The organism is Actinoplanes sp. NPDC051861 (genome assembly GCF_040681145.1).
Taxonomy (GTDB): Bacteria; Actinomycetota; Actinomycetes; order Mycobacteriales; family Micromonosporaceae; genus Actinoplanes.
Window position 1 is genome coordinate 366786 of record NZ_JBFAYE010000002.1, and the last position, 19502, is coordinate 386287.

A 19502-nucleotide genomic window follows, 5' to 3' on the forward strand; every position below is an offset into this window, starting at 1 on the left:
GCGCGATGGCGCCGCGGGTCTGGCGGAGGCAGAGCGCGAGTCGCGTACGAAATGAATCAGGGGTTGAAATAGGGGTCGCGGACCAGGTTGTGGAAGGCGCGGAAGGCGGCCTTGTCGTCCATTAGCTGGAACTGCTGGTTGGGGCCGTTGCCCTCCGGGTTGGACTCGAAGTAGGCGACCGCCTTGATCTGCCGGTTCGCCTTGAAGGTGCGCTCGGCGTCCTTGAGCCACGCCGCCCGCGCCGCCGAGCCCCACACCTTGGCCACACCGAACTCGCCGATCACGATCGGTTTCGGGCGCTGGGCGGCCCAGTCCAGGAACGGGCCCATCAGCTTGCCGATCGGCTGGAACGTGGCGCCGGCGTAGACGTCCACGCAGGTCCAGTCGACCTGGTCGTCGCCGGGGTAGAAGTCGGGTGCCTCGCCGCGGACGAAGCCCTCGGCGGTGGGGCACCAGACCCAGGAGACGTTCTTCGCCCGCTCCTGCCGGAAGATCTCCCGGACGTACTTCCAGGCCTCGATGTAATCGGCGCCGGACCACATGGTGGCCCGCAGGTTGGGCCGGTCCATCTCCCAGCGCATCCGCAGCAGCACCGGCTTCCTGATCTTCCGGACCGCCCGCGCCTGCTCGCGGATCATGTGGTCGTGCTCGCCCGCCAGGATCGACCGGTTGTCGCCGGTGGCCCAGCTGATCATCAGGTTGGCGCCCTGGTCCAGGAACTCCTTGTCGGACGGGGTGCCCATCATCTGGTCGAAGCGCCGGTAGGTGTTGATGAAGTCGAGCCGGCGGCCGAGCGACTCCTCCAGGCCGCCGACCGCGGCGAGCCGGCCCACGTGGGTGAGCTGGTCCGGCTTGATCCAGGCGCCGACGAGGGCGCCGTGCTCCGGCGGCTCGTACGGTCCGGCCTCGAACGGGCCCGGGTTGATCGCGACGGCCCGGGGCGGGCTCTTCAGGTCCGGTGACGGCTCGGGCTCGGGCCGGTCCTTCCGGTCCTTCGTGCAGCCGGTCAGCAACAGCAACGCGACGGCGACGGCCGCTACCGCCCTACGCATGGACCCGCCGGGCGGTGTAGAGGACGTTCACCGCGTACGCGTCACTGCCCGGCATCCGCCGCGCCGCCGCGTCGGCGGCCCGCGCCACCCGGTTGTCGTGCAGTGACGGGGTGAGCATCGAGAACCCGCGCCGCTCGACGATCTCGAAGCCGTGCCGGGCCAGCAGCCGCTCGACCTCGTCGTGCGAGAGCTCGGCGAACCAGCGCTCGCCACTGTGCCGGCGGGCCCGCAGGTGGCGTACCGAGCCGGCGTTGCCGTGGTTCTCCACCACGAGCAGGCCGGAACCGCGGTGCGGCAGCACCTTGGCCGCGAACGCCAGCGCCCGGTCGCGGACGCCCTCGTTCACGTTGAGCAGCAGCCGGAAGATCGTCACCAGCGCCGGGAAGCCGGCCGCCACCGGCGTCGGGACCGGGCCGTCCATCGGGATCTGGTGCCAGTACGCCCGCGACCCCACCTCGGCCGCCTTCGCCATCATCTCGGCGGACGTGTCGTACCCGTGCGCCTCGCGGACCAGGCCCTGCAGCGCGCGGATCGCGCGGCCGGTGCCGCAGGCGAAATCGTGCTGCACGGGCGGATGTTCGGGGAACTCGCGGCGTACGAGCGAGCGCAGGTAGTCCCGTTGTCGTTCGTTGATCCGCGACGCGTAGCTGTCCGGGGCGTACGTCACGGTCTCGTACTTCTCGACCGCCTCGGTGTCCTGGAAAACCTGGGTGTAGTCGCTGGTCAACTAATCCTCCTTGAGGGATTTGATGGACGTGAAGGCGCCGAGTGCCAGTTGCCGCCGCAGCAGCCAGGCCCCCGCGGCGTACGCCGGCACCGCTGTGGCCAGCGCCGGTGCCAGTGCGGCCGGACCCGCGCCGGCGAAGAAGACGGCACCGGCCGGCAGCAGCCCGAAGCAGCCGATCGACAGCAGCGCGGCGGCCCGGGTGCCCGCTCCGAACGGGTGCAGCCCGGTGCCGCGGTACACCTGTGCCAGCGGCAGCAGGTTGTTGGCGACGACCGCGCAGGCCAGCCCGCCGGCGGCGCCGAGGGCTCCCCAGCGGGGCACCAGCAGCGCGTCCACGCCGATCATCAGGGCCAGCGCGATCAGCACGTTGCCGAGGTTGGCCGAGGTGCGCCCGGCCATCGCCAGCACCATGTCGACCATCCCGCAGCCGGTCGCCACCAGCATCGCCCCGGCCAGCACACACACCACCGGCACGCCGGCCGCGTACTCCTCGCCGAACAGCCGCAGGTAGTAGGGCGCGCACGCGATCACCAGCAGGTTGATCGGCCAGGTGACCAGCACGAGCCAGCCGGTGGCGGTCTGGTAGAGGTGCCCGGCGGAGGCCCGGTCGCCGGTGCTCAGCGCCTCGGCGAGCCGCGGCTGGACCGACTGGGAAAGTCCCTGGTTGGCGAACTGGATCAGCACGACGAACCGCCCGGAGACCGCGTAGACGGCGGCGGGGACCAGCCCACCCAGGGCGGCCACGAGCAGCACGTCGACGCGCTGGAGCGCGAGCTGGGCGACTCCGGCGACCGCCCGGGGTCCGGTGAAGCGCCAGAAGTCGCGCCGGAACTGCCGCATCTCGGGCGATGTGTATGTGCCCGGCCGTAAGTTGTCCCGATATGCCCTTCGGGCCGCGAATCCCGCCAGCAGGGCCACCGGTAGGTAGGGGGCGGCCCAGGCCAGAGCGAAGACCGGCAGGGACGCGAGAAGAGCGACACCCACCGCACCGACGGCGACCAACTGCAGAACACTGCGCAGCACCCGGTCGAGCAGCACGGTCGGCCGCATGCTCCGATACCCGCGGGTCACTGTCAGCAGCACGTCGGTCAGCGCCTGCAACGGCAGGAAGACGGCCAGCACCCGCAGCCCGGCCACATGCTCGGCGATCACGTGCGGCGTCTCGCCGGCGGTGAGCCGGGCGATCGCCGGCGCGCCCGCCCACATCGCGGCGGCGAGCAGCAGCGACAGGACAGCGACCGGCGGGAGCGCGGTGCGCAGGCAGGCGCCGAGCAGATGGCTCTGACCGGTCGCCCGCAGCCGGGCCGGCCAGTACACCAGCGAGGTGTTGGTGCCGAGTTTGGCCAGGCCGCCGGCCAGCACGAACGCGGCGGTGGCGGCGAAGAACGCGCCGGCCTCCTCAGCGCCGAGGACGCGGGCGACGATCCAGGTCACCACCACCCCGGTGCCGCCGGCCAGCGCCGATCCGGCCATGTTGGCCAGCCCGCCGCGAGCGGCGCCGCGGGTGGCTCGTTCCGGCGCCGCGGTCGTCGTCACGCCCGTCGCCAGATCGGGGTGTGCCCGAGCCAGCCGCCCAGCGCCTCGTCGTGCGGCTGGTAGTGGACGCTCAGCTCGCGCCGCAGGCCCGGGTCCATGTCGCTCTGCCGGGGCCGGGCGTTGTGCCGCTCGAACGGCGGCCTCTCCAGGTCGGACGGCAGGCCGAGGAACGCGCAGACCTCGTCGTATACCGCACCCGGATCGGCGAAGAACCGCTCGCTCTCCACCACGTGGATCCGCTCCCGGCCGACGTGCTGTGCCATCACGCTCAGGTAGCGGGCGTACTCGCCGCGAGCCCGGTAGGCGTGGTGCTGGTGGGCGAAGCTGTAGAAGTCCGGGTCGGCGGCGAGCTTCTCCTCCTGGCGGTGCAGGCGGGCCGGTTCCAGCGCCAGCGCGGCGCCGAAGTCACGCTCGGACTCGAAGGCGCGGGCGACCTCGTGGTGATGCTGCGAATAGGCGCGTTCCACCGGGTCGCGGACAAGAACAACAAGTTTTCCGTACGGGAGATCGCGCGCGATCCGTGCCGCCGCCTGCGGGTGGTACATGTAGTACGGCGCCGACTCGAACGTCTGAGCCGGTACGCCGTACTTCTCCGCCACCTTCTCGGCGCTGCGCAGCAACGGGAAGTGCGCCCGGTACCACTCCAGTCCCCGGTGGTACGACGTGTCGAAGTAGTGCACGCCCTTGTGCAGCACCGCCTTGAGCACCACCGGATGCGCGGCGAGTGCCCGGTACAACGACGTCGTGCCGCACCGCTGGCCGCCGCAGATCAGGAACGACGGCAGCATCCGGTTGTCCGCGGTGAGGCGTCCCAGCGACCGGGAGCCGAGGTGCACCACCCGTTTGACCGGTGCGGGCAGATTGCGTACGTGCATGGTGTCTACAGCTCCTCTACGCGGCGGATCAGCACCGGCAGCAGCCACGTGCCGAGCACGCCGAGCCGGGCGCCTGCCTCCGCCTGCCGGTCGGTCAGGTAACGGACGGCCAGGTCGACGAGGTACAGCAGCGCGGTGATCTCCCGGGCGACCGGCGCCACCCCGAACGGGGCGAGCAACTCGTCGGCACGCTGCACCGTGGCCTCCACCGCGCCGCGCGCGTCGCCGGTGGACTGGATGCGGCACTGCAACTCGTGGTGGATCGCGTCGAAGCCCATCGGCACGCCGCTGGTGAACCGCTCCCAGTCCCAGACGAGCAGCGCGTCGGCGAGACCGGCCATGTTCCACGGGGCCCAGTCGCCGTGCCAGGAGCCGTACCGCAGTGCTGTCTCGCCGCTGTGCGCGGCCAGCACGTCGACGGCGGCCGCCAGCCCGGCGCCCTCCGGCCGGTCGGCCACCGCGTCGAGCCGGGTCCGCAGTTCCTGCCAGTACGCGCTGCCGGTCAGCGGCCCGGTGGTGTACCCGCAGCAGCCGGCGATGTCGAGCATGGCCGCGGTGAGCCGTCGCCGGGTCACCGGCGCCCGGGGCAGCCACACCGGCAGTGCCGACTGGATCAGCACCTCCATGCCGCGCCACTGCCCGGCGTGCAGCACCCGGGGCACGGTCAGCTTGGTCAGGCCGCTGCCGGCGAGCGAGATGAGCGCCGCGGTCTCCGCCTTGACCAGGCTCCGGGTGAGCGGGCCGACACCCAGCTTGCCGAAGGCGAACGTGTCGCCGTCGGTGCTGAGCAGCTGGAGCACCGGCTTGCGGTTGGCGCGGGCCGGGCCGATGTGGATGCTCACCGCGAGGTCCCGGCGCAGCGCCTCGCTCAGGTAGCCGTCGATGCCGGCCGAGGCGGGCCCGGTCACCCGGATCCGGTCGCGGAACAGCAGCCCACTGGTACGCGTGTGCACGGCCGCCACCACGGCGTCGCGCTTGAGCCGGGCCAGGCGGGACTGCGGTTCGGCGTACCGGCGGACCGCCGCGGCGGCGACCTTGGTGGACAGCGACGGTACGAGCAGGCGGGGCTTACGGGCGTTCGGCACCACCAGGTAGTCGGCGATGACCGGGCCGGGCCCGCCGTCGGTGTCGCACGGTGGCGGGTAGAGGAGGCCGAGCACTTCGTTCAGGTACTGGGTCCGCAGGGCCGCGTCGTCGGCGGTGAGCTCCGCGGGGGCGGTCTTGACTGGGCTCATGTCTTGTTCCCCTCGATCCAGTTGCGCCAGAGCAGCGCGTACGCCAGAACCATGAAGGCCAGAGGGGTGACCAGGGAGTTGTACCAGAGCATCGCGGAGAACGAGGTGACGAGCGCGGCGCTGCCGGCCATCCCGATCGGGCTCCGGTCGCGGCGGAACCGCCACAGCCCGTACGCGAAGAAGCCGAGGTATCCCGCTGTTCCCGTGGCGCCGTGCGCGTAGAGCAGCTGCCACAGCTGGCCGTTGCCGCCGACGGTGAAGTTGCCGCAGCGCTCGCAGCCGGCACTCTCCCCAACGGTGATCGAGTTACGGCCGCCGAGAGTGTTGCGGGTGCCGCCGTATCCGATCACCGGCGACTCGGCGAAGCCGTCCATCGCCTTCTCGATCAGGAACGAGCGGACGCCGTTCGACTTGCCGTTGTCCAGCCGGGCCTGCACGGTGCCACCGAGGGGAGTGGCGATCATGGCGATGGACAGGGCGCCGGCCGCGGCCAGCACCGCACCGATCACCCAGATCCGGCCGGCCAGCACGTACCGGGCCGCGACGTAGAGGATCACCACGCCGAGGCCGATCCAGAGGCCGCGGTTGAGCGAGGCGACCGCCGGGACGACGGAGGCGACGAGGCAGAGTACGGCGAGCAGCTTCTTGCCGGCGCTGCGGCTCGCCCAGGCGGCCACCACCAGCCAGCCCGCCAGCAGGCAGAAGTTGTTGCCCCAGGTGTTGGTGTAACCCCAGGGTGCGGCGGGGCGCGGTTTCTCGCCGCCGACGAGGTCCATGATCTGTGCGGCGTACGGGTGGACGAGCGACCTGACGAAGCCCTTGTTCCGTACGCCGGACGGCAGCATCCACTCCACCGGCGAGGTGAACTCGAAGTTCCCGGCGACCATCCCGAGCAGCCCGCCCAGCACGGTCACCACGAACATGCCGGCGAGCAGTCGTACGAGCCGGCGGCGGGACAGCTCCGCCTCGGTCAGGTTCCCGGCGTAGACCAGGAGGACCGTCAGGGACGCGTACATCGAAAGCTTGTAGACGACCGCCGGGAGCCGGTTGCTCGCCCGCTCCACCACCGTGCCGGCCGGGTCCGCGCCGAGCGCCGCGATGCTCACCACCGCCGCGATCAGGAAGACCGCCCACCAGGCGAAGCCGGGTGGCAGCCGCAGCGGCCGCCCGGCCGCCCGGCGCCGCACCAGCAGGAACAGCATCGGCACGGCCATCAGCGGGAAGATCAGCACACCCAGGCCGAGCGCCCACCACAGCGGATAGAGCAGCAGGATCCCCGCAACCGGCCAGGCCGGGAGCGTGCTCTTCTTGGCGGGGCGGTGTGACGGTCCGGCGGGCGGAAGCGCCGCGACCGCGGTCACTTGTCGTCGCCCTCCGCGCTGCCGGTGCCGGTGCCGGAAAGGTCGATGACCGCGGTGGCGTCGTCGAGCTCCTTGCCGGCCGGGCGCTGGCCCACGAACGAGAGCTGCTGGGTCGGGCCCTCGGCCGACTCCGGCGGGGGCGGCAGGGTGACCGCCGGTGTGGCCACCGCTCCGGGCCGCATCGGCGCCAGCCGCGGCAGGACCACCGCGCCGAGCAGCCGGGTTCCGACCCGCTGCAGCTGCTCGGTGGCGTCCAGCAGGGCGGGACGGCGCGAGCGGCGCAGCTCGACCGCGAGGATGGCCGCGTCGGCCAGACTGGCCAGGCTCTGCGCGTCGGCGCTGCTGCTGGTGGAGGGCGCCTCGATCACCACGTACTGGCTCTGCCGGCGCAGCGCCTCCAGGGTGTCCCGGAGCCGCTGCGACTGCATCAGCCCGGCCGCGGTGGCGGCGCCGCCGGTGGTGATCACCCGCAGCGAGGGGATACGCGGCGTGCGCTGCAGCGCACGGCCCAGGCCGACCCGGCCGGCCAGCAGGTCGGAGAGGCCGGGCACGGCGGAGACACCCAGCATCCGGGCCAGCGGCGCGACGTCCACGACGCTGTCCGGCAGGTGCGCCCCGATCAGGACGACATCACTTCCGGTACGCGCCAGCGCGGCCGCGAGGTTCGCCGCGACCAGCGTGCTCGCCGAGCCACGGCTGGTGCCGGTGACCACGATGATCTGGTCGCCGCTCTGCAGGCTGGCCAGCACCTCGTTGCGCAGCCGGTTGAACACCCGGCCGCCGGGGCCGTACGGCTGCAGCACGTCGTCGAAGTGCGGCGTGCTGCGCTCGTCCAGCGCGGCCAGCACCGGAACCCGGCCGCGGTCGCGGACGTCGTTCGCGGTCACCAGCCGCCGGTCGAAGCGTTCCCGCAGGTACGCCAGGGCGAGGCCGAGCAGCAGGCCGACCATGCCGCCGGTGCCGACGTTGAGCAGGGTGTTCGGGCTGGTCGGGGCGTCCGGCTGCCGTGCGTCGCTGATGATGCTGCCGCCGCCGACCATCGTCGTGGTGAGCTCGTTGAGCCGCCCGGTCAGCGAGTTCAGCTGGTTCTGCGAGTTGTTCCGCAGGCTCTGCAGGTTGCTCTCGGTGGAGCTGCCCCGCGGTGCGACGGCCAGCCTCGCGTTGATGTTGGTGAGCGACGTGGTCAGCTGCTTCACCTTGAGGTTGAGCGACTGGATCTGCCTGTCGAGCTGGGCCCGGGCGGTCTCCTCCCGGTTGCGCAGGTACGCCTCGGCGAACGCGTGCGACCCGTGCTGGGCACCAGCCGGCGTGTCCGCCCGATAGGTGATCACCAGGACCGTGGTGTTGGCGGGTACCTGCACCGAGACCGATTTGGCCAGCTCGATCGGCGACATGCTCGAGCGCATCAGCGCGGCGGCCTTCACCGAGACCGCGCCGGAGCCGACGAGCTGTGCCTCGGTGTCGAGGTTCACGGCGCCCTTGGTCCGGCCGCCCTGCGCGTTGGTGTCCTGGTCGACCGACTGGACCAGGACCGAGGTGGACGACTCATAGACCTTCGGCATGGTCTGCGACAGGACCGCGCCCGCGCTCAGGCCCGCCCCCGTAGCCACCAGCGCGATCCACCAGTGCCGGCGGAATACTCCCAGGTAGTGCGAGACATCGGCGGACGCGGGACGAGACGCTTCCATGAGAGTTCGGCGGCCCTTCCAAGAGGAGTGAGAGTTGCCAGCTTTGGGCGTTTCGCCCCAGAGGGGTAACGCTGGACTCCCGCCGAACGTGATGGGTCTAGGTCAGTTTGGGCTCCACCCAGCCGTTCTCGACCAGGTAATTGAGCACGACCTCGACCGCCTCGGGCACGGTCATCGTGGTCGTGTCGATGGTGAGCTCGGCGTTCGCGGGCTCCTCGTACGGGTCGTCGATCCCGGTCATCCCGCGCAGCTGGCCGGCGCGGGCCCGCGCGTACAGGCCCTTGCGGTCGCGGGCCTCGCAGACCTCCAGCGGCGTGGCGACGTGCACCAGGACGAACCCGGCGCCGGCCTCGACCGCCATCCGCCGTGCCGCCGCGCGGGCCGCCTCGTAGGGCGCGATCGGGCAGGCCACGGCCATGCCGCGGTGCCGGCCGACCTCGGCGGCGACCCAGGCGATCCGGCGTACGTTGCGGTCCCGGTCGGCCTTGCTGAAGCCCAGGCCAGCGGTGAGCTCGCGGCGGACCACGTCGCCGTCGAGCAGCGTGATCGTGCGCTCGCCGTTCTCCCGCATGGCGTCGGCCAGGTTGCGGGCGATCGTCGACTTGCCGGATCCGGACAGGCCGGTGAAGAAGACCACCAGGCCGCGGTGCCGGCGCGGCGGGCGCACCCGGCCCAGCTCCTTGGCCACGGCCGGCGGGGTGTGCCACTCCGGCAGCGGGAACCCGCGGTCCAGCAGGTCGTCGATCTCGGCCGGGCTCATCGCGAGCCGGCGGTTGCGCGGCGGGATGTCGTCGCGCCAGCGCCACTGCCCGTCCCGGTTGTCGTAGGCGAGCTCGCGCGGCACCAGCACGCGGAGGCCGCCGCCGGACAGGGTGTCGCCGGTGGAGAGGACGTGGGTCACCCCGTAGGCCTGTGCCACGCGGGCTCGCAGCAGCGCGTCACGCATCTCGTCGCGCCGGGTCAGCAGGGGGACGGCCACGATGGTCGCCGGCGGCATCCGGTCACGGGCCGCGAAGATCGAGCGGACCAGGGACTCCGGCGGCAGTCCGTCCGGTCCCGGTCCGGAGACCGGGATCAAGATCAAAAGATGAGCAGCAAGCGTACGCGCGGCGTGCGCGATCTGTGCCAGTTGTGGCCGGTGCAGTGGCCGGTCGGCGATCACACCGAGGACACGGCCGGGTGGGAGCAGCGCCCGCACCTCCGCGGGGTTACGCCGCAGACGCTGGAAGGGGCCGTGACCGCCGTCGCCCATCCGGCGCACCGGTCCGGCGATGCCGTGACGCTGGTCCCGGGTCGGCCACGCGTCGGTGACCTCGATGGCGGCCACCGGGGCACCCTCGAGATCGGTCAGCACCACCGTGCGGCGCCGCGGGTCGGCCAGGTCCAATGAGGTGGCGAGCTCGGCCGGAATCTCGCAGGTGACCGGAACCGGCCACAGCGTGCCGTCGGCGAGCCGACCGGTGCGGGCCAGCGAGGCGAGGTCGGTGCGCCCGAGGAATCCGGTCAGCGGCGCGTAGGCGCCGGAGAGCAGCAGTTCGAGGTCGGCGAGCTCGTGGGGACGCGGCGTGAAGGACGGGGCGTCCCGCAGAACGTCCTCGGGTAGTACCGAACCATTCACTTCGAATCCCCCTAGACGATTTGGGGGACAGTTTCGCAGCCTCGATCGCGCCGGTCGAGCCGGGCTCTCCGCTTCCGGGCATGTCCGGCTCGGATCTTCCGATGACCATCTTATGCCCAATATCGGTATAAACCCGCTTGTTCCTGGACAATTAAGCATGATCCTTTGATACTGGGCCGTTGTGAGACAGACCCGTTCCCGGCTTTTCCACTTCGCAGCCCTGACCACGGCATTCGCCATGTCGGTGACAGCCACGCTCGCCTGGGCGTGGACCGGCGGCGTCGACCAGATCGGACTGCCCTACGGCCCACCCGGCGATCCCACGGTCGCGGCACCGGCCCCCCGGGTGCCGGCCATGAGCCCGCCGCTGACGCGCGGCGCCGACCCGGGTGTCTCACCCCTGCGAGAGACAGTCCTGCCCGACCCGGCGTCCTCGGCGCCCCCGATGGCGCTGCCGCGGTACACCGGGCTGCCCGAATACCGGGCACCCGTGACGCGCGGCTTCTCCGCACCGATGCTCGGCGGAGTGCCGGTCCGGTACGACTGGCCCCGGTCGTCGTCCTCGTCGAAGAAGAAGTGCCACACCGGCGCCAACCTCGTGCCGACCTGCGGCATCCTCTGGGGCGTGGCGCCCGGGGCGCACACCGAGGAGAGCAGCGGCTCCGCCCTCGCCGAGTTCGAGCGCAAGACCGGGCGGCATCAGGCGATCTTCCACGCGTACCACAGTGGGGTGCGGCAGGTCTTCCCGACCGAGCAGGAGATCAGGATCGCCCGGGAGCCGGGTCGCAAGCGGATCCTGCTGCTCAACTGGAAGCCCGAGTCCACCACCTGGGCGAAGATCGCCAAGGGGGACGAGCGGACCGACGAGTTCCTGGACCGGCTCGCCGTGCACCTGAAGAAGAACTACCGCGAGAAGTTCTTCTTCGCCGTACACCACGAGGCCGAGGACCAGGTGCGGGAGCGGGCCGGCTCCGGTTACACCGCACGGGACTACGCGGCGATGTTCCGGCACGTGGTCAAGCGGCTGCGGGCCAAGGGCGCGACGAACGTGGTGACCGTTCTGGTCCACATGGCGTACGTGCCGCACACCACCAAGAGCTGGTTCACCCACATGTACCCCGGCGATGACGTGGTCGACTGGATCGGGTTCGACACGTACTCGTACAGCGACCCCGGCTACGGGCACGGCGACTTCAAGGAGTTGCTGAACCGCCGCTCGGCGAGCAAGCCCGGCTGGCCCGGCTTCTACAACTGGGTGCGCGCGAAGCACCCGAAGAAGCCGCTCATGGTCGCGGAGTGGGGCGTCTGGTTCTCCAAGCGGAACCCGACCCACATGGCCGACTTCTATCGGGAGGTCGGTCAGCAGATCAAGGACTTCCCGGGCATCAAGGCGATGGTCCACTTCGAGACGCCGAGCAACCACAAGGGCCAGGACTCGTCGGTGGACAGCACACCCGCCTCGCTGCGCGAATACCGCCGTCTCGGCAAACTTCCGGTGTTCCAGGTGTCCGTCAGCTGAACGCCGTTGTTCAACCGGGCGCCCTCACATGGTCATCTCAGCGCTTACACAGGTCTTCCACGGCTGCATAGGTTTCCGCTCCGGATCATCAAGGGAGCGGGAACCTATGCGACGCCTTGCGTGGCTCGACGCCTTGCGGGGCGTAGCCGCCATGGCGGTCGTCTGGTGGCATCTGGGGCCGCGGGCGATCGTCGACCTGCAGGAACTGCACCGTCACGTCGACGTCGGCAAGTCCGGCGTGGTGCTGTTCTTCCTGGTCAGCGGCTATGTCATTCCGATGTCGCTGGAACGGCACGGCGACCTGCGCAAGTTCTGGGTGTCCCGGGTCCTGCGGCTCTACCCGGCGTGGGCGGTCTCAATTCTGCTGGTGCTGGCCATCTTCGCCACCGGCATCCAGGCCGTCCCCGAGCCGATCACCCGGGACCCGCTGGGCGTCGTGCTCGGCCAGCTCAGCATGACCCAGGGCCTGCTCGGCATCCCGAACGTGGTCGGCGTGTACTGGACTCTCTCGTACGAAATGATCTTTTATTTGATCGTGGCCGGACTCTTCGGTCTGGGCCTGCACAAACGCAGCGCCTGGATCGCCGTGGCCGCCGCCGGCATCGCCCTGGTCGCCGGCCCGGACCTGCCGCGTGATCTGCTCACCGGCGGCACCGAGCGGCGCTATCTCGTCGCCGTCACGGTCCTGATCTGCCTGATCGCGGTGATCGCCGCCGCTGTCGACGGACGCCGGAGCCTGGTGCTGCCCGCCTCGGTCGTCGGCGTCTCGATGGCGCTGATCCCGCTGCTCAACGGCGGGCAGTCGACGGCACGTGACACCTGGCAGGCGCTGCTCCTGATGGCGGTGATGTTCTGCGGCACCGTCATCTACCGGATGCATCAGGAGCAGGCGTCGCGGCTCCTCGGCGCCGTCACGCTGGCTGCCGTGGCGGGCTGCTGGCTGGCCGGCGGCTGGTGGTACCTGGAACCCGGCCAGACGCGGCGGGTCTGGATCACCACGCTGCTGATCGCGGCGACCGGCTTCGCCGTGGGACTCCTGCTGCGGAACCGCTCGATGCCGCCGGTGGCGATGTGGCTGGGCCGGATCAGCTACTCGGTCTACCTGCTGCACCTGCCGCTGCTGGTGATCTTCACGAAGGTGCTGCCGGAGATCAACGAGCAGCGTCTGGCGCTGCGGGTTCTCGCCCTGGGCGGCTTCCTCGCGATCGTGCTGACCGCGGCTCATCTGGTCTTCCGATACGTCGAACTACCGGCACAGGATCTCGGCCGGCGGCTGGGCGGCGCACACAAAGCTGAGAGTCAGCTGAGACTCCTCAGGGGCATCTCGGGGTAAAACCCGATCCAGCGTGATGACAGCGCTCTTTACGCTGACGCGGTGACCATCATCGCTACCGAGGCGCTGACCAAGACGTACGGCGGCGGGGTGACAGCCCTCGCCGACCTGACCGTCGCTGTCGACGAGGGCGTCATCGGCCTCGTCGGCGCCAACGGCGCCGGTAAGAGCACCTTCATCAAAATCATGCTCGGCCTGGTGCCGCCCACCCGGGGCAGCGTCCGGGTCTTCGACCTCGACCCGGTGACCCAGACGGACCGGGTCCGCGCACGCGTCGGCTACATGCCGGAGAACGACTGTCTGCCACCCGACGTCTCAGCCGCCGAGTTCGTCACCCACCTCGGCCGGATGAGCGGGCTGCCCCGCACCACCGCACGCGAGCGCGCCTCCGAGGCGCTGCGCCACGTGGGTCTCTACGAGGAGCGCTACCGGCAGATCGGCGGTTACTCGACCGGCATGAAGCAGCGGGTGAAGCTCGCGCAGGCGCTCGTGCACGACCCCGACCTGCTGCTGCTGGACGAGCCGACCAACGGTCTCGACCCGGCCGGCCGCGACGCCATGCTGGCCCTGGTCCACCGGATCGGCAACGAGTTCGGCATCTCCGTCGTCGTCTGCTCCCACCTGCTCGGCGAGGTCGAGCGGATCTGTGACTCGCTCATCGCGATCGAGGGCGGCCGGCTACTGCGCGCCGACCGCATCTCGAGCATGACCGCGGCCTCCGACGTGCTGGCCGTCGAGGTCAGCGAGGGTACCGACGAACTCGCCGCCGCCCTCATCGAACGGGGACTGGCGGTCACCCGGGAGGGCCGGATGCTGCTCGTGCCGATGGAGTCGGAGGCGGCGTACGACCGGATCCTGCACGCGGTGACCGACCTGGATCTCTCCCTGCACCGCCTGGACCAGCGCCGGCACCGGGTCGCCGAGCTCTTCACCAAGAAGGAGACCGCCGATGTCTGAGGCCGGCGTCATCCATGACATCGGGTACCAGCGGTACACGGGCCAGCGACTGGGCCGCGGCGCCGCGCTGACCGCGCTCTACGTGCACGGCCTGCGCGCCGCGTTCGGCTTCGGTCGTTCCGCGAAGGCGAAGATCTTCCCCTGGATGGTCGCCGGCATCATGCTGCTGGTCGCCGTGATCCTGGCCGCGGTCCGCTCCCAGATCGGTGAAGTGATCTTCACCTACGTCCAGTTCGACGACCAGATGAGCTGGCTGATCATCTTCTTCGTAGCGATCCTCGCGCCGGTGCTGATGTCCCGCGACATCCGGTCCGGAACGCTGCCGCTCTACTTCAGCCGTCCGCTGCGCGCCGCCGACTACGTGATCGCCAAGTACGCCGCCATGGTGACGGCGGTGTGGCTGCTGCTCGGTGTGCCTCAGCTGATCATGTTCCTGGGCGCGGCGTTCACCACGAAGGACGGCGCCCAGGGCGTGTGGAACGAGGTCCTCGACCTGGTGCCCGGCTGGGGTTACAGCCTCCTGTGGGCGCTGCTGTTCAGCGGCATCGGCCTGCTGATCGCGTCGCTGACCGGCAAGCAGGCGTTCGCGGCCGGCGGCATCGTCGCGGTCTTCCTGCTCACCACCCCGGTCTTCGGTGTGCTGACCGTGCTGCCGTCGACCACCGCGCACCAGATGGCCGGCCTGACCAGCCCGATGACCCTGATCGCCGGCATCGGCGCCTGGCTGTCCGACGGGCCCGCCGACATGGAGCTGGACATCGGCCGCTTCGGGCCGGTCTACGCGATCGAGGCGGTCTGCCTGATCACCGCCTGCCTGCTGCTCCTGCTCGCTCGCTACCGGAAGGTGGCCTCGCTGTGACGACACAGATCGAACCCACGTCGCCCGCCGTCACCCCGGCCGCTGGACCCGGCGTCGTCGAGTTGCAGAACGTGACAAAGTGGTACGGCAACGTCGTCGCGGTCAACGACATCACCATGTCGCTCGGCACCGGCGTCACCGGCCTGCTCGGCCCGAACGGCGCCGGCAAGACCACGGTGCTGCACATGATGGCCGGCTTCCTGGCGCCGTCCCGCGGCACCCTGACCATCGACGGCAAGCCGACCTGGCGCAACCCGGGCGTCTACCGCGACCTCGGCCTGGTCACCGAACGGGAGGCGGTGCACGCGTTCCTCACCGCCGAACAGTTCGTGCTCGCCTGCGCCAAGATGCAGAAGCTGCCGGACCCGGCCGGCGCGGCCCGCCGCGCACTGGAACTGGTCGAGATGACCGACGCGGCCCACCGCCGGATCGGTACGTTCTCCAAGGGCATGCGCCAGCGCACCCGCGTCGCCGCGGCCCTCGTGCACGAGCCGCGGGTGCTGCTGCTCGACGAGCCGTTCAACGGCATGGACCCGCGTCAGCGGATGCACATGATGGAGCTGCTGCACCGGCTCGGCGACAACGGGCACACCATCCTGTTCAGCTCGCACATCCTGGAGGAGGTCGAGCAGGTCGCCGGCCTGGTCCAGGTGATCGTGGCGGGCCGGCTCGCGGCGTCCGGCGACTACCGCAAGATCCGGCGGCTCATGACGAACCGGCCGCATGTTTTTGCGGTACGCAGCTCGGACGACCGCCGCCTCGCGGTCGCGCTGATCGGCGAGAAGTCGGTGAGCGGCATCGAGATCGAATCCGGCGGCGGCCTCACCGTCCGCGCGTCCGACTACGGCAGCTTCACCCGCGCGCTGCCGCGCATCGCCCTGGACCAGGGCATCCGGCTGCAGAAGCTGGTGCCGTCCGACGAGTCCCTGGAGAGCGTCTTCTCCTACCTGCTGGAGGCCTGATGTCGACCGTCGCAATGATCACGGCGCGCGGCCTCTTCGGCCGGCGCCGGGCGCTGCTGCTCCTGCCGCTGCCCCTGCTGCTGGTCGGCCTGGCCGCGATCTGCCGCGCCTACGACCTGTCACCCGACCAGTGGGGCGAGGCCGTCATCGTCGGTCTCGGCTTCGCCGTCGTGCTCCCGGTGATCGCCCTGATCGTCGGCACCGGCGTCCTCGGCTCCGAAGTGGACGACGGCACCCTGGTCCACATCCTCACCAAGCCGCTCCCGCGCCGCGACATCATCATCGCGAAATACGCGGTAGCGGTCGCCGCCACCGCCGTCACCACAGCGACACCGCTCTTCTTCGTCGGCCTGCTGGCCGGCTCCGCCGACCTGGGCGCCGCCCTGGCCGTCGCGGCCGTTGCCGGCTCGTTCGCGTACTCCGCGCTGTTCGTCCTGCTCAGCCTCCTGACCCGGCGCCCGGTCCTGCTGGGCCTGGTCTACATCCTGGTCTGGGAGGGCCTGCTGGGCCGCTTCCTGAGCGGCACCCGCGTCCTCTCCATCGAGCAGTACGTCATCACGATCGCCCACAAGATCTCCCCGACGCCGATCCTGGACGCCGAGGTCGGCATCACGACGGCGGTCGTGATGAGCGCGGTCTTCGTTGTCGTCTGCACGATCTTCGCCATCAACAGGCTGGGCAGCTTCAGCCTCGCGGGCGAGACCAGCTGACAGCCCTTCTCCGAAGCGGCGGGCCCGGGACTACCTCCGGGCTCGCCGCTTCGCCTGTCACCGCATCTCGAACGCTCAAGGTCTCCAGCGGGCGCGCGACCGCGGGCTTCCGAGCCGGCGCTGGGCGGTTCGAAGGCCCAAGGTCGCGGGCGGGCTGGGGGAACGCGAAGGGCTTCCGGTGGAATGCCGGAAGCCCTTCGTCATGCCTTGGCCGATGGGGTCAGCCGGTGTTGCGCATGCCGGCGGCGATGCCGTTGACGGTTGTCAGGAGGGCTCGTTCCAGGGCCGTCGAGTCGGAGGGGCCTCGGCGGGCGCCCGGCGCCGTTGGCATCTGGCGGCCGGCTTCGCCCAGGTCGCGGTACTGGCGGAGCAGGGCTACCTGGAGGTGGTGCAAGGGTTCCAGGTAGGTGTCGCGGACGCTCAGGGTGCGGGAGAGTTCGGGCTGGGAGGAGAGGAGTTCTGAGCCGCCGGTGATGGCCAGGACCTCGCGGACGGTGAGGTCGTACTCCTCTTCGATCTTGGTGAAGATGGGGCGGAGGTCTTCCGGGACCAGGGTCTCGACGTAGCGGCGGGCGATCGAGAGGTCGGTCTTGGCGAGCATCATCTCGACGTTCGAGAGGAAGGTCCGGAAGAACTGCCAGTTGGTGTGCATCTCGTCGAGGACGTCGCCCAGGCCGGCCTCGCGGGCGGCGGCCAGGCCGGTGCCGACGCCGAACCAGCCGGGGACGATCTGGCGGGTCTGTGTCCAGCCGAAGACCCACGGGATGGCGCGCAGGCCGCCGAGGCCCGCGTCGGCGTTGGGGCGCTTGGCCGGGCGGGAGCCGATGTTCAGGGCGCCGAGCAGCTCCGTGGGTGTGGCGGCCCAGAAGTAGGCGGCCAGGTCCGGGTCCTCGACGAGCGCGCGGTACTGCTCGAAGGCCGCGTCCGAGGCGGTGTCCATGGTGGAGTCCCAGACCTTCAGCCGCACCGGGTCGACCTGGATGCTGGTGTGCAGCAGCGTGGCCTGGAGCACGGCCGCGACGGTGAGTTCCAGGTTCTCGCGGGCCAGCGCGGGCACCGTGTACTTGTCGGAGATGACCTCGCCCTGTTCGGTGACCTTGATGGCGCCGTCGAGCGTGCCGTACGGCTGGGCCAGGATCGCCTCGTGGGTGGGACCGCCGCCCCGGCCGACCGTGCCGCCCCGGCCGTGGAACAGGCGCAGCCGGACACCGTGCCGGGCGGCCACGTCACGCAGCGAGCGCTGCGCCTTGTGGATGCGCCACTGGCTGGTGGTGATGCCGGCCTCCTTGTTGGAGTCCGAGTAGCCGAGCATGACCTCCTGGAGGTCGCCCCGGGCGCGGACGATCTCCCGGTACGCCGGCAGCGAGAGCATCTCGTCCAGCAGGTCACCGCCGGCGTCCAGCTCGGCCGGGGTCTCCAGCAGCGGGACGATGCCGATGCGGGCGCGGCCGGTGTGGATGTCGATGAGGCCGGCCTCGCGCGCCAGCACGGCCGCGGCGAGGACGTCGTCGACGCCGAGGGTCATCGAGATGATGTACGACTCGATCACGTCCGCGCCGAACCGGTCCTGCGACTCACGGATCGTGTGGAACACGTCGAACGTCTTGCGAGCCGAGTCGGTGAGCGGCGTGTCGGCACTGGAGAGCGGCCGCCGCCCGGTGAGCTCGTCGGCGAGCAGCTTTGTCCGGTCCGCCCGCTCCAGCGTCGCGTAGTCGTCGACCTCGCCGACCTGCGTGAACATCTGCTGCAGCACCTCGTGGTGCTTCTCGGCGTGCTCGCGGACGTCGAGGGTCGCGAGCTGCAGTCCGAACGCGGACGCCTGCCGGATGGCCGTGGCGACCACACCGATCGCGGGCAGCTGGCCGGAGTTTCGGGCCAGCGAGGCGCGCATCAGCTCGAGGTCGGAGATCAGCTCGTCGCTGCCGAGGTAGTCGCGGCCGGGCACGTGCGGGGTGCCGTGCTGGAGCCGGGCACGGGTGTTGGCGAGCTTCGACTTGATCGCCCGCACCTTCAACCGGTACGGCTCCTCGGCGTTGACCCGGCGGAACCGGGACGCGATCTCCGGCAGGTTGTCCAGGTCCTGCGCCAGGCTGGCGGACAGGTCGAGGGACACCCCGCGCAGCCGGCGGGAGACCGACAGCTCGTCGATCAGCAGGTCCATGGCCTTCTCGGTGGCCTGGATGCCGTGCTCGTGCTGGATCAGCAGGACGTCGCGGGTGACCGCCGGGGTGACGAACGGGTTGCCGTCGCGGTCGCCGCCGATCCACGATCCGAAGGTGAGCGGCCGGGCGGTCGGGGCGGTCTCCACGCCGAGCCGGCGCAGCGTCTCGGCCAGGTCGTCGAGGACCTGCGGTGCGGCGTCGGCGTACAGGTCCTTGAGGTAGTAGACGGCGTTGCGTGCCTCGTCGGTCGGGTCCGGCCGGTCCAGGCGCAGCTCGTCGGTCTGCCAGAGCAGGTCGATCAGCTCGGCGAAACGCTTGGTGGAGGCGCTGGTGTCGGTCGCGCCGTAGAGGGCCGCGGCGGCGGACTCGGCGTCGAGGGAGTCGGCGACCTGCCGCAGCTTCGACAGGATCGAGCGGCGGGCGGCCTCGGTGGGGTGCGCGGTGAAGACCGGGCGGACGGCGAGGCGGCGGGCGGCCGCGGCGATCTCGTCGGCCGGCACGCCCTTCGCGGCGATCCGCTCGGCGGCCTGGTCCAGCCAGCCGCCCACCTTGGCGCGGCGGCGGCGCAGGTCGCGGGCCCGGTGCACCTGCTCGGTGATGTTGGCCAGGTGGAAGTAGGTGGAGAAGGCCCGTGCCAGCTTGGTGCCGGTGGTGATGTCCAGGGCGGTGAGCCGCTCGGCGGCCGCCGAGGCGTCCTGGCGGACCAGCGCGCGGATCTCCTCGACGAGGTCGAGCAGGGGACGGCCCTCCTGGCGGGCCAGGGTCTGACCGAGGAGCGTGCCGATCCGGCGGATGTCGGCACGTAACGCGGCGTCGGAACCCTCTCGGTCGAGGTGGGCAGGCTGGTCGGACATCGGGGCGCTCCTTAGCTCGGATGGCTCCAGGACGGCGCTGTCCCGACTTCGCCG

The 19502-nt window shown here is 70.9% G+C and carries 15 protein-coding genes; 6 read left to right on the plus strand and 9 right to left on the minus strand.

Going from position 1 to position 19502, the window contains the following annotated elements; translation table 11 throughout:
• Nucleotides 1-56 precede the first annotated feature (56 nt).
• The 8 genes from AB0M02_RS08385 to cysC form a co-directional block, all read right to left on the minus strand.
• The gene (locus AB0M02_RS08385) at nucleotides 57-1052 is read right to left on the minus strand and encodes a glycosyl hydrolase (protein WP_364223540.1); all 996 of its coding nucleotides are present in this window, start codon (nucleotides 1050-1052) and stop codon (nucleotides 57-59) included.
• Nucleotides 1045-1779: a class I SAM-dependent methyltransferase gene (locus tag AB0M02_RS08390; RefSeq protein ID WP_364223542.1), complete on the minus strand. Its 735-nt coding sequence runs from the start codon at nucleotides 1777-1779 to the stop codon at nucleotides 1045-1047. Before AB0M02_RS08390 ends, AB0M02_RS08385 begins: the two co-directional genes overlap by 8 nt.
• A complete protein-coding gene (locus AB0M02_RS08395; RefSeq protein ID WP_364223544.1) occupies nucleotides 1780-3315 on the minus strand; it encodes an MATE family efflux transporter in 1536 nt (511 codons plus the stop codon). It lies immediately after the preceding gene.
• Nucleotides 3312-4190, minus strand: a complete 879-nt coding sequence (locus AB0M02_RS08400) for a sulfotransferase domain-containing protein (protein WP_364223546.1) — start codon at nucleotides 4188-4190, stop codon at nucleotides 3312-3314. The genes AB0M02_RS08395 and AB0M02_RS08400 overlap by 4 nt, the downstream gene beginning before the upstream one ends.
• Before the next feature lie 5 nt (nucleotides 4191-4195).
• Nucleotides 4196-5425: a hypothetical protein gene (locus tag AB0M02_RS08405; protein ID WP_364223548.1), complete on the minus strand. Its 1230-nt coding sequence runs from the start codon at nucleotides 5423-5425 to the stop codon at nucleotides 4196-4198.
• Nucleotides 5422-6786, minus strand: a complete 1365-nt coding sequence (locus AB0M02_RS08410; protein WP_364223550.1) for a hypothetical protein — start codon at nucleotides 6784-6786, stop codon at nucleotides 5422-5424. Before AB0M02_RS08410 ends, AB0M02_RS08405 begins: the two co-directional genes overlap by 4 nt.
• Nucleotides 6783-8474: a Wzz/FepE/Etk N-terminal domain-containing protein gene (locus tag AB0M02_RS08415; RefSeq protein ID WP_364223552.1), complete on the minus strand. Its 1692-nt coding sequence runs from the start codon at nucleotides 8472-8474 to the stop codon at nucleotides 6783-6785. The genes AB0M02_RS08410 and AB0M02_RS08415 overlap by 4 nt, the downstream gene beginning before the upstream one ends.
• 97 nt (nucleotides 8475-8571) lie before the next feature.
• The gene (cysC, locus tag AB0M02_RS08420) at nucleotides 8572-10092 is read right to left on the minus strand and encodes an adenylyl-sulfate kinase (RefSeq protein WP_364223554.1); all 1521 of its coding nucleotides are present in this window, start codon (nucleotides 10090-10092) and stop codon (nucleotides 8572-8574) included.
• A 181-nt stretch (nucleotides 10093-10273) separates the two neighbouring features.
• Between cysC and AB0M02_RS08425 the strand changes: the two genes are divergently transcribed.
• The 6 genes from AB0M02_RS08425 to AB0M02_RS08450 all read left to right on the plus strand — a co-directional run bounded on the left by AB0M02_RS08425 (nucleotide 10274) and on the right by AB0M02_RS08450 (nucleotide 16432).
• Nucleotides 10274-11611, plus strand: coding sequence for a glycosyl hydrolase (locus AB0M02_RS08425; RefSeq protein ID WP_364223556.1), 1338 nt, complete (start codon nucleotides 10274-10276; stop codon nucleotides 11609-11611).
• Nucleotides 11612-11717: 106 nt separating this feature from the next.
• Nucleotides 11718-12944 carry an acyltransferase gene (locus tag AB0M02_RS08430; protein WP_364223558.1) on the plus strand — a complete coding sequence of 409 codons (1227 nt, stop codon included), beginning with the start codon at nucleotides 11718-11720 and terminating at the stop codon, nucleotides 12942-12944.
• Between the two features lie 42 nt (nucleotides 12945-12986).
• A complete protein-coding gene (locus AB0M02_RS08435; protein ID WP_364223560.1) occupies nucleotides 12987-13901 on the plus strand; it encodes an ABC transporter ATP-binding protein in 915 nt (304 codons plus the stop codon).
• On the plus strand, nucleotides 13894-14760 hold the full coding sequence (locus AB0M02_RS08440) for an ABC transporter permease (RefSeq protein WP_364223562.1): 867 nt from the start codon (nucleotides 13894-13896) through the stop codon (nucleotides 14758-14760). The genes AB0M02_RS08435 and AB0M02_RS08440 overlap by 8 nt, the downstream gene beginning before the upstream one ends.
• A gap of 8 nt (nucleotides 14761-14768) precedes the next feature.
• Nucleotides 14769-15722 (plus strand): ABC transporter ATP-binding protein, encoded by a 954-nt coding sequence (locus tag AB0M02_RS08445; RefSeq protein ID WP_364224497.1) that lies wholly within the window; start codon nucleotides 14769-14771, stop codon nucleotides 15720-15722.
• Entirely contained in the window at nucleotides 15722-16432 is a 711-nt protein-coding gene (locus AB0M02_RS08450; protein WP_364223564.1) for an ABC transporter permease, read from the plus strand. The genes AB0M02_RS08445 and AB0M02_RS08450 overlap by 1 nt, the downstream gene beginning before the upstream one ends.
• A 220-nt stretch (nucleotides 16433-16652) precedes the next feature.
• Here the strand turns inward: AB0M02_RS08450 and ppc are convergent, their stop codons facing one another.
• Nucleotides 16653-19448 carry a phosphoenolpyruvate carboxylase gene (ppc, locus tag AB0M02_RS08455; protein WP_364223566.1) on the minus strand — a complete coding sequence of 932 codons (2796 nt, stop codon included), beginning with the start codon at nucleotides 19446-19448 and terminating at the stop codon, nucleotides 16653-16655.
• Nucleotides 19449-19502 lie beyond the last annotated feature (54 nt).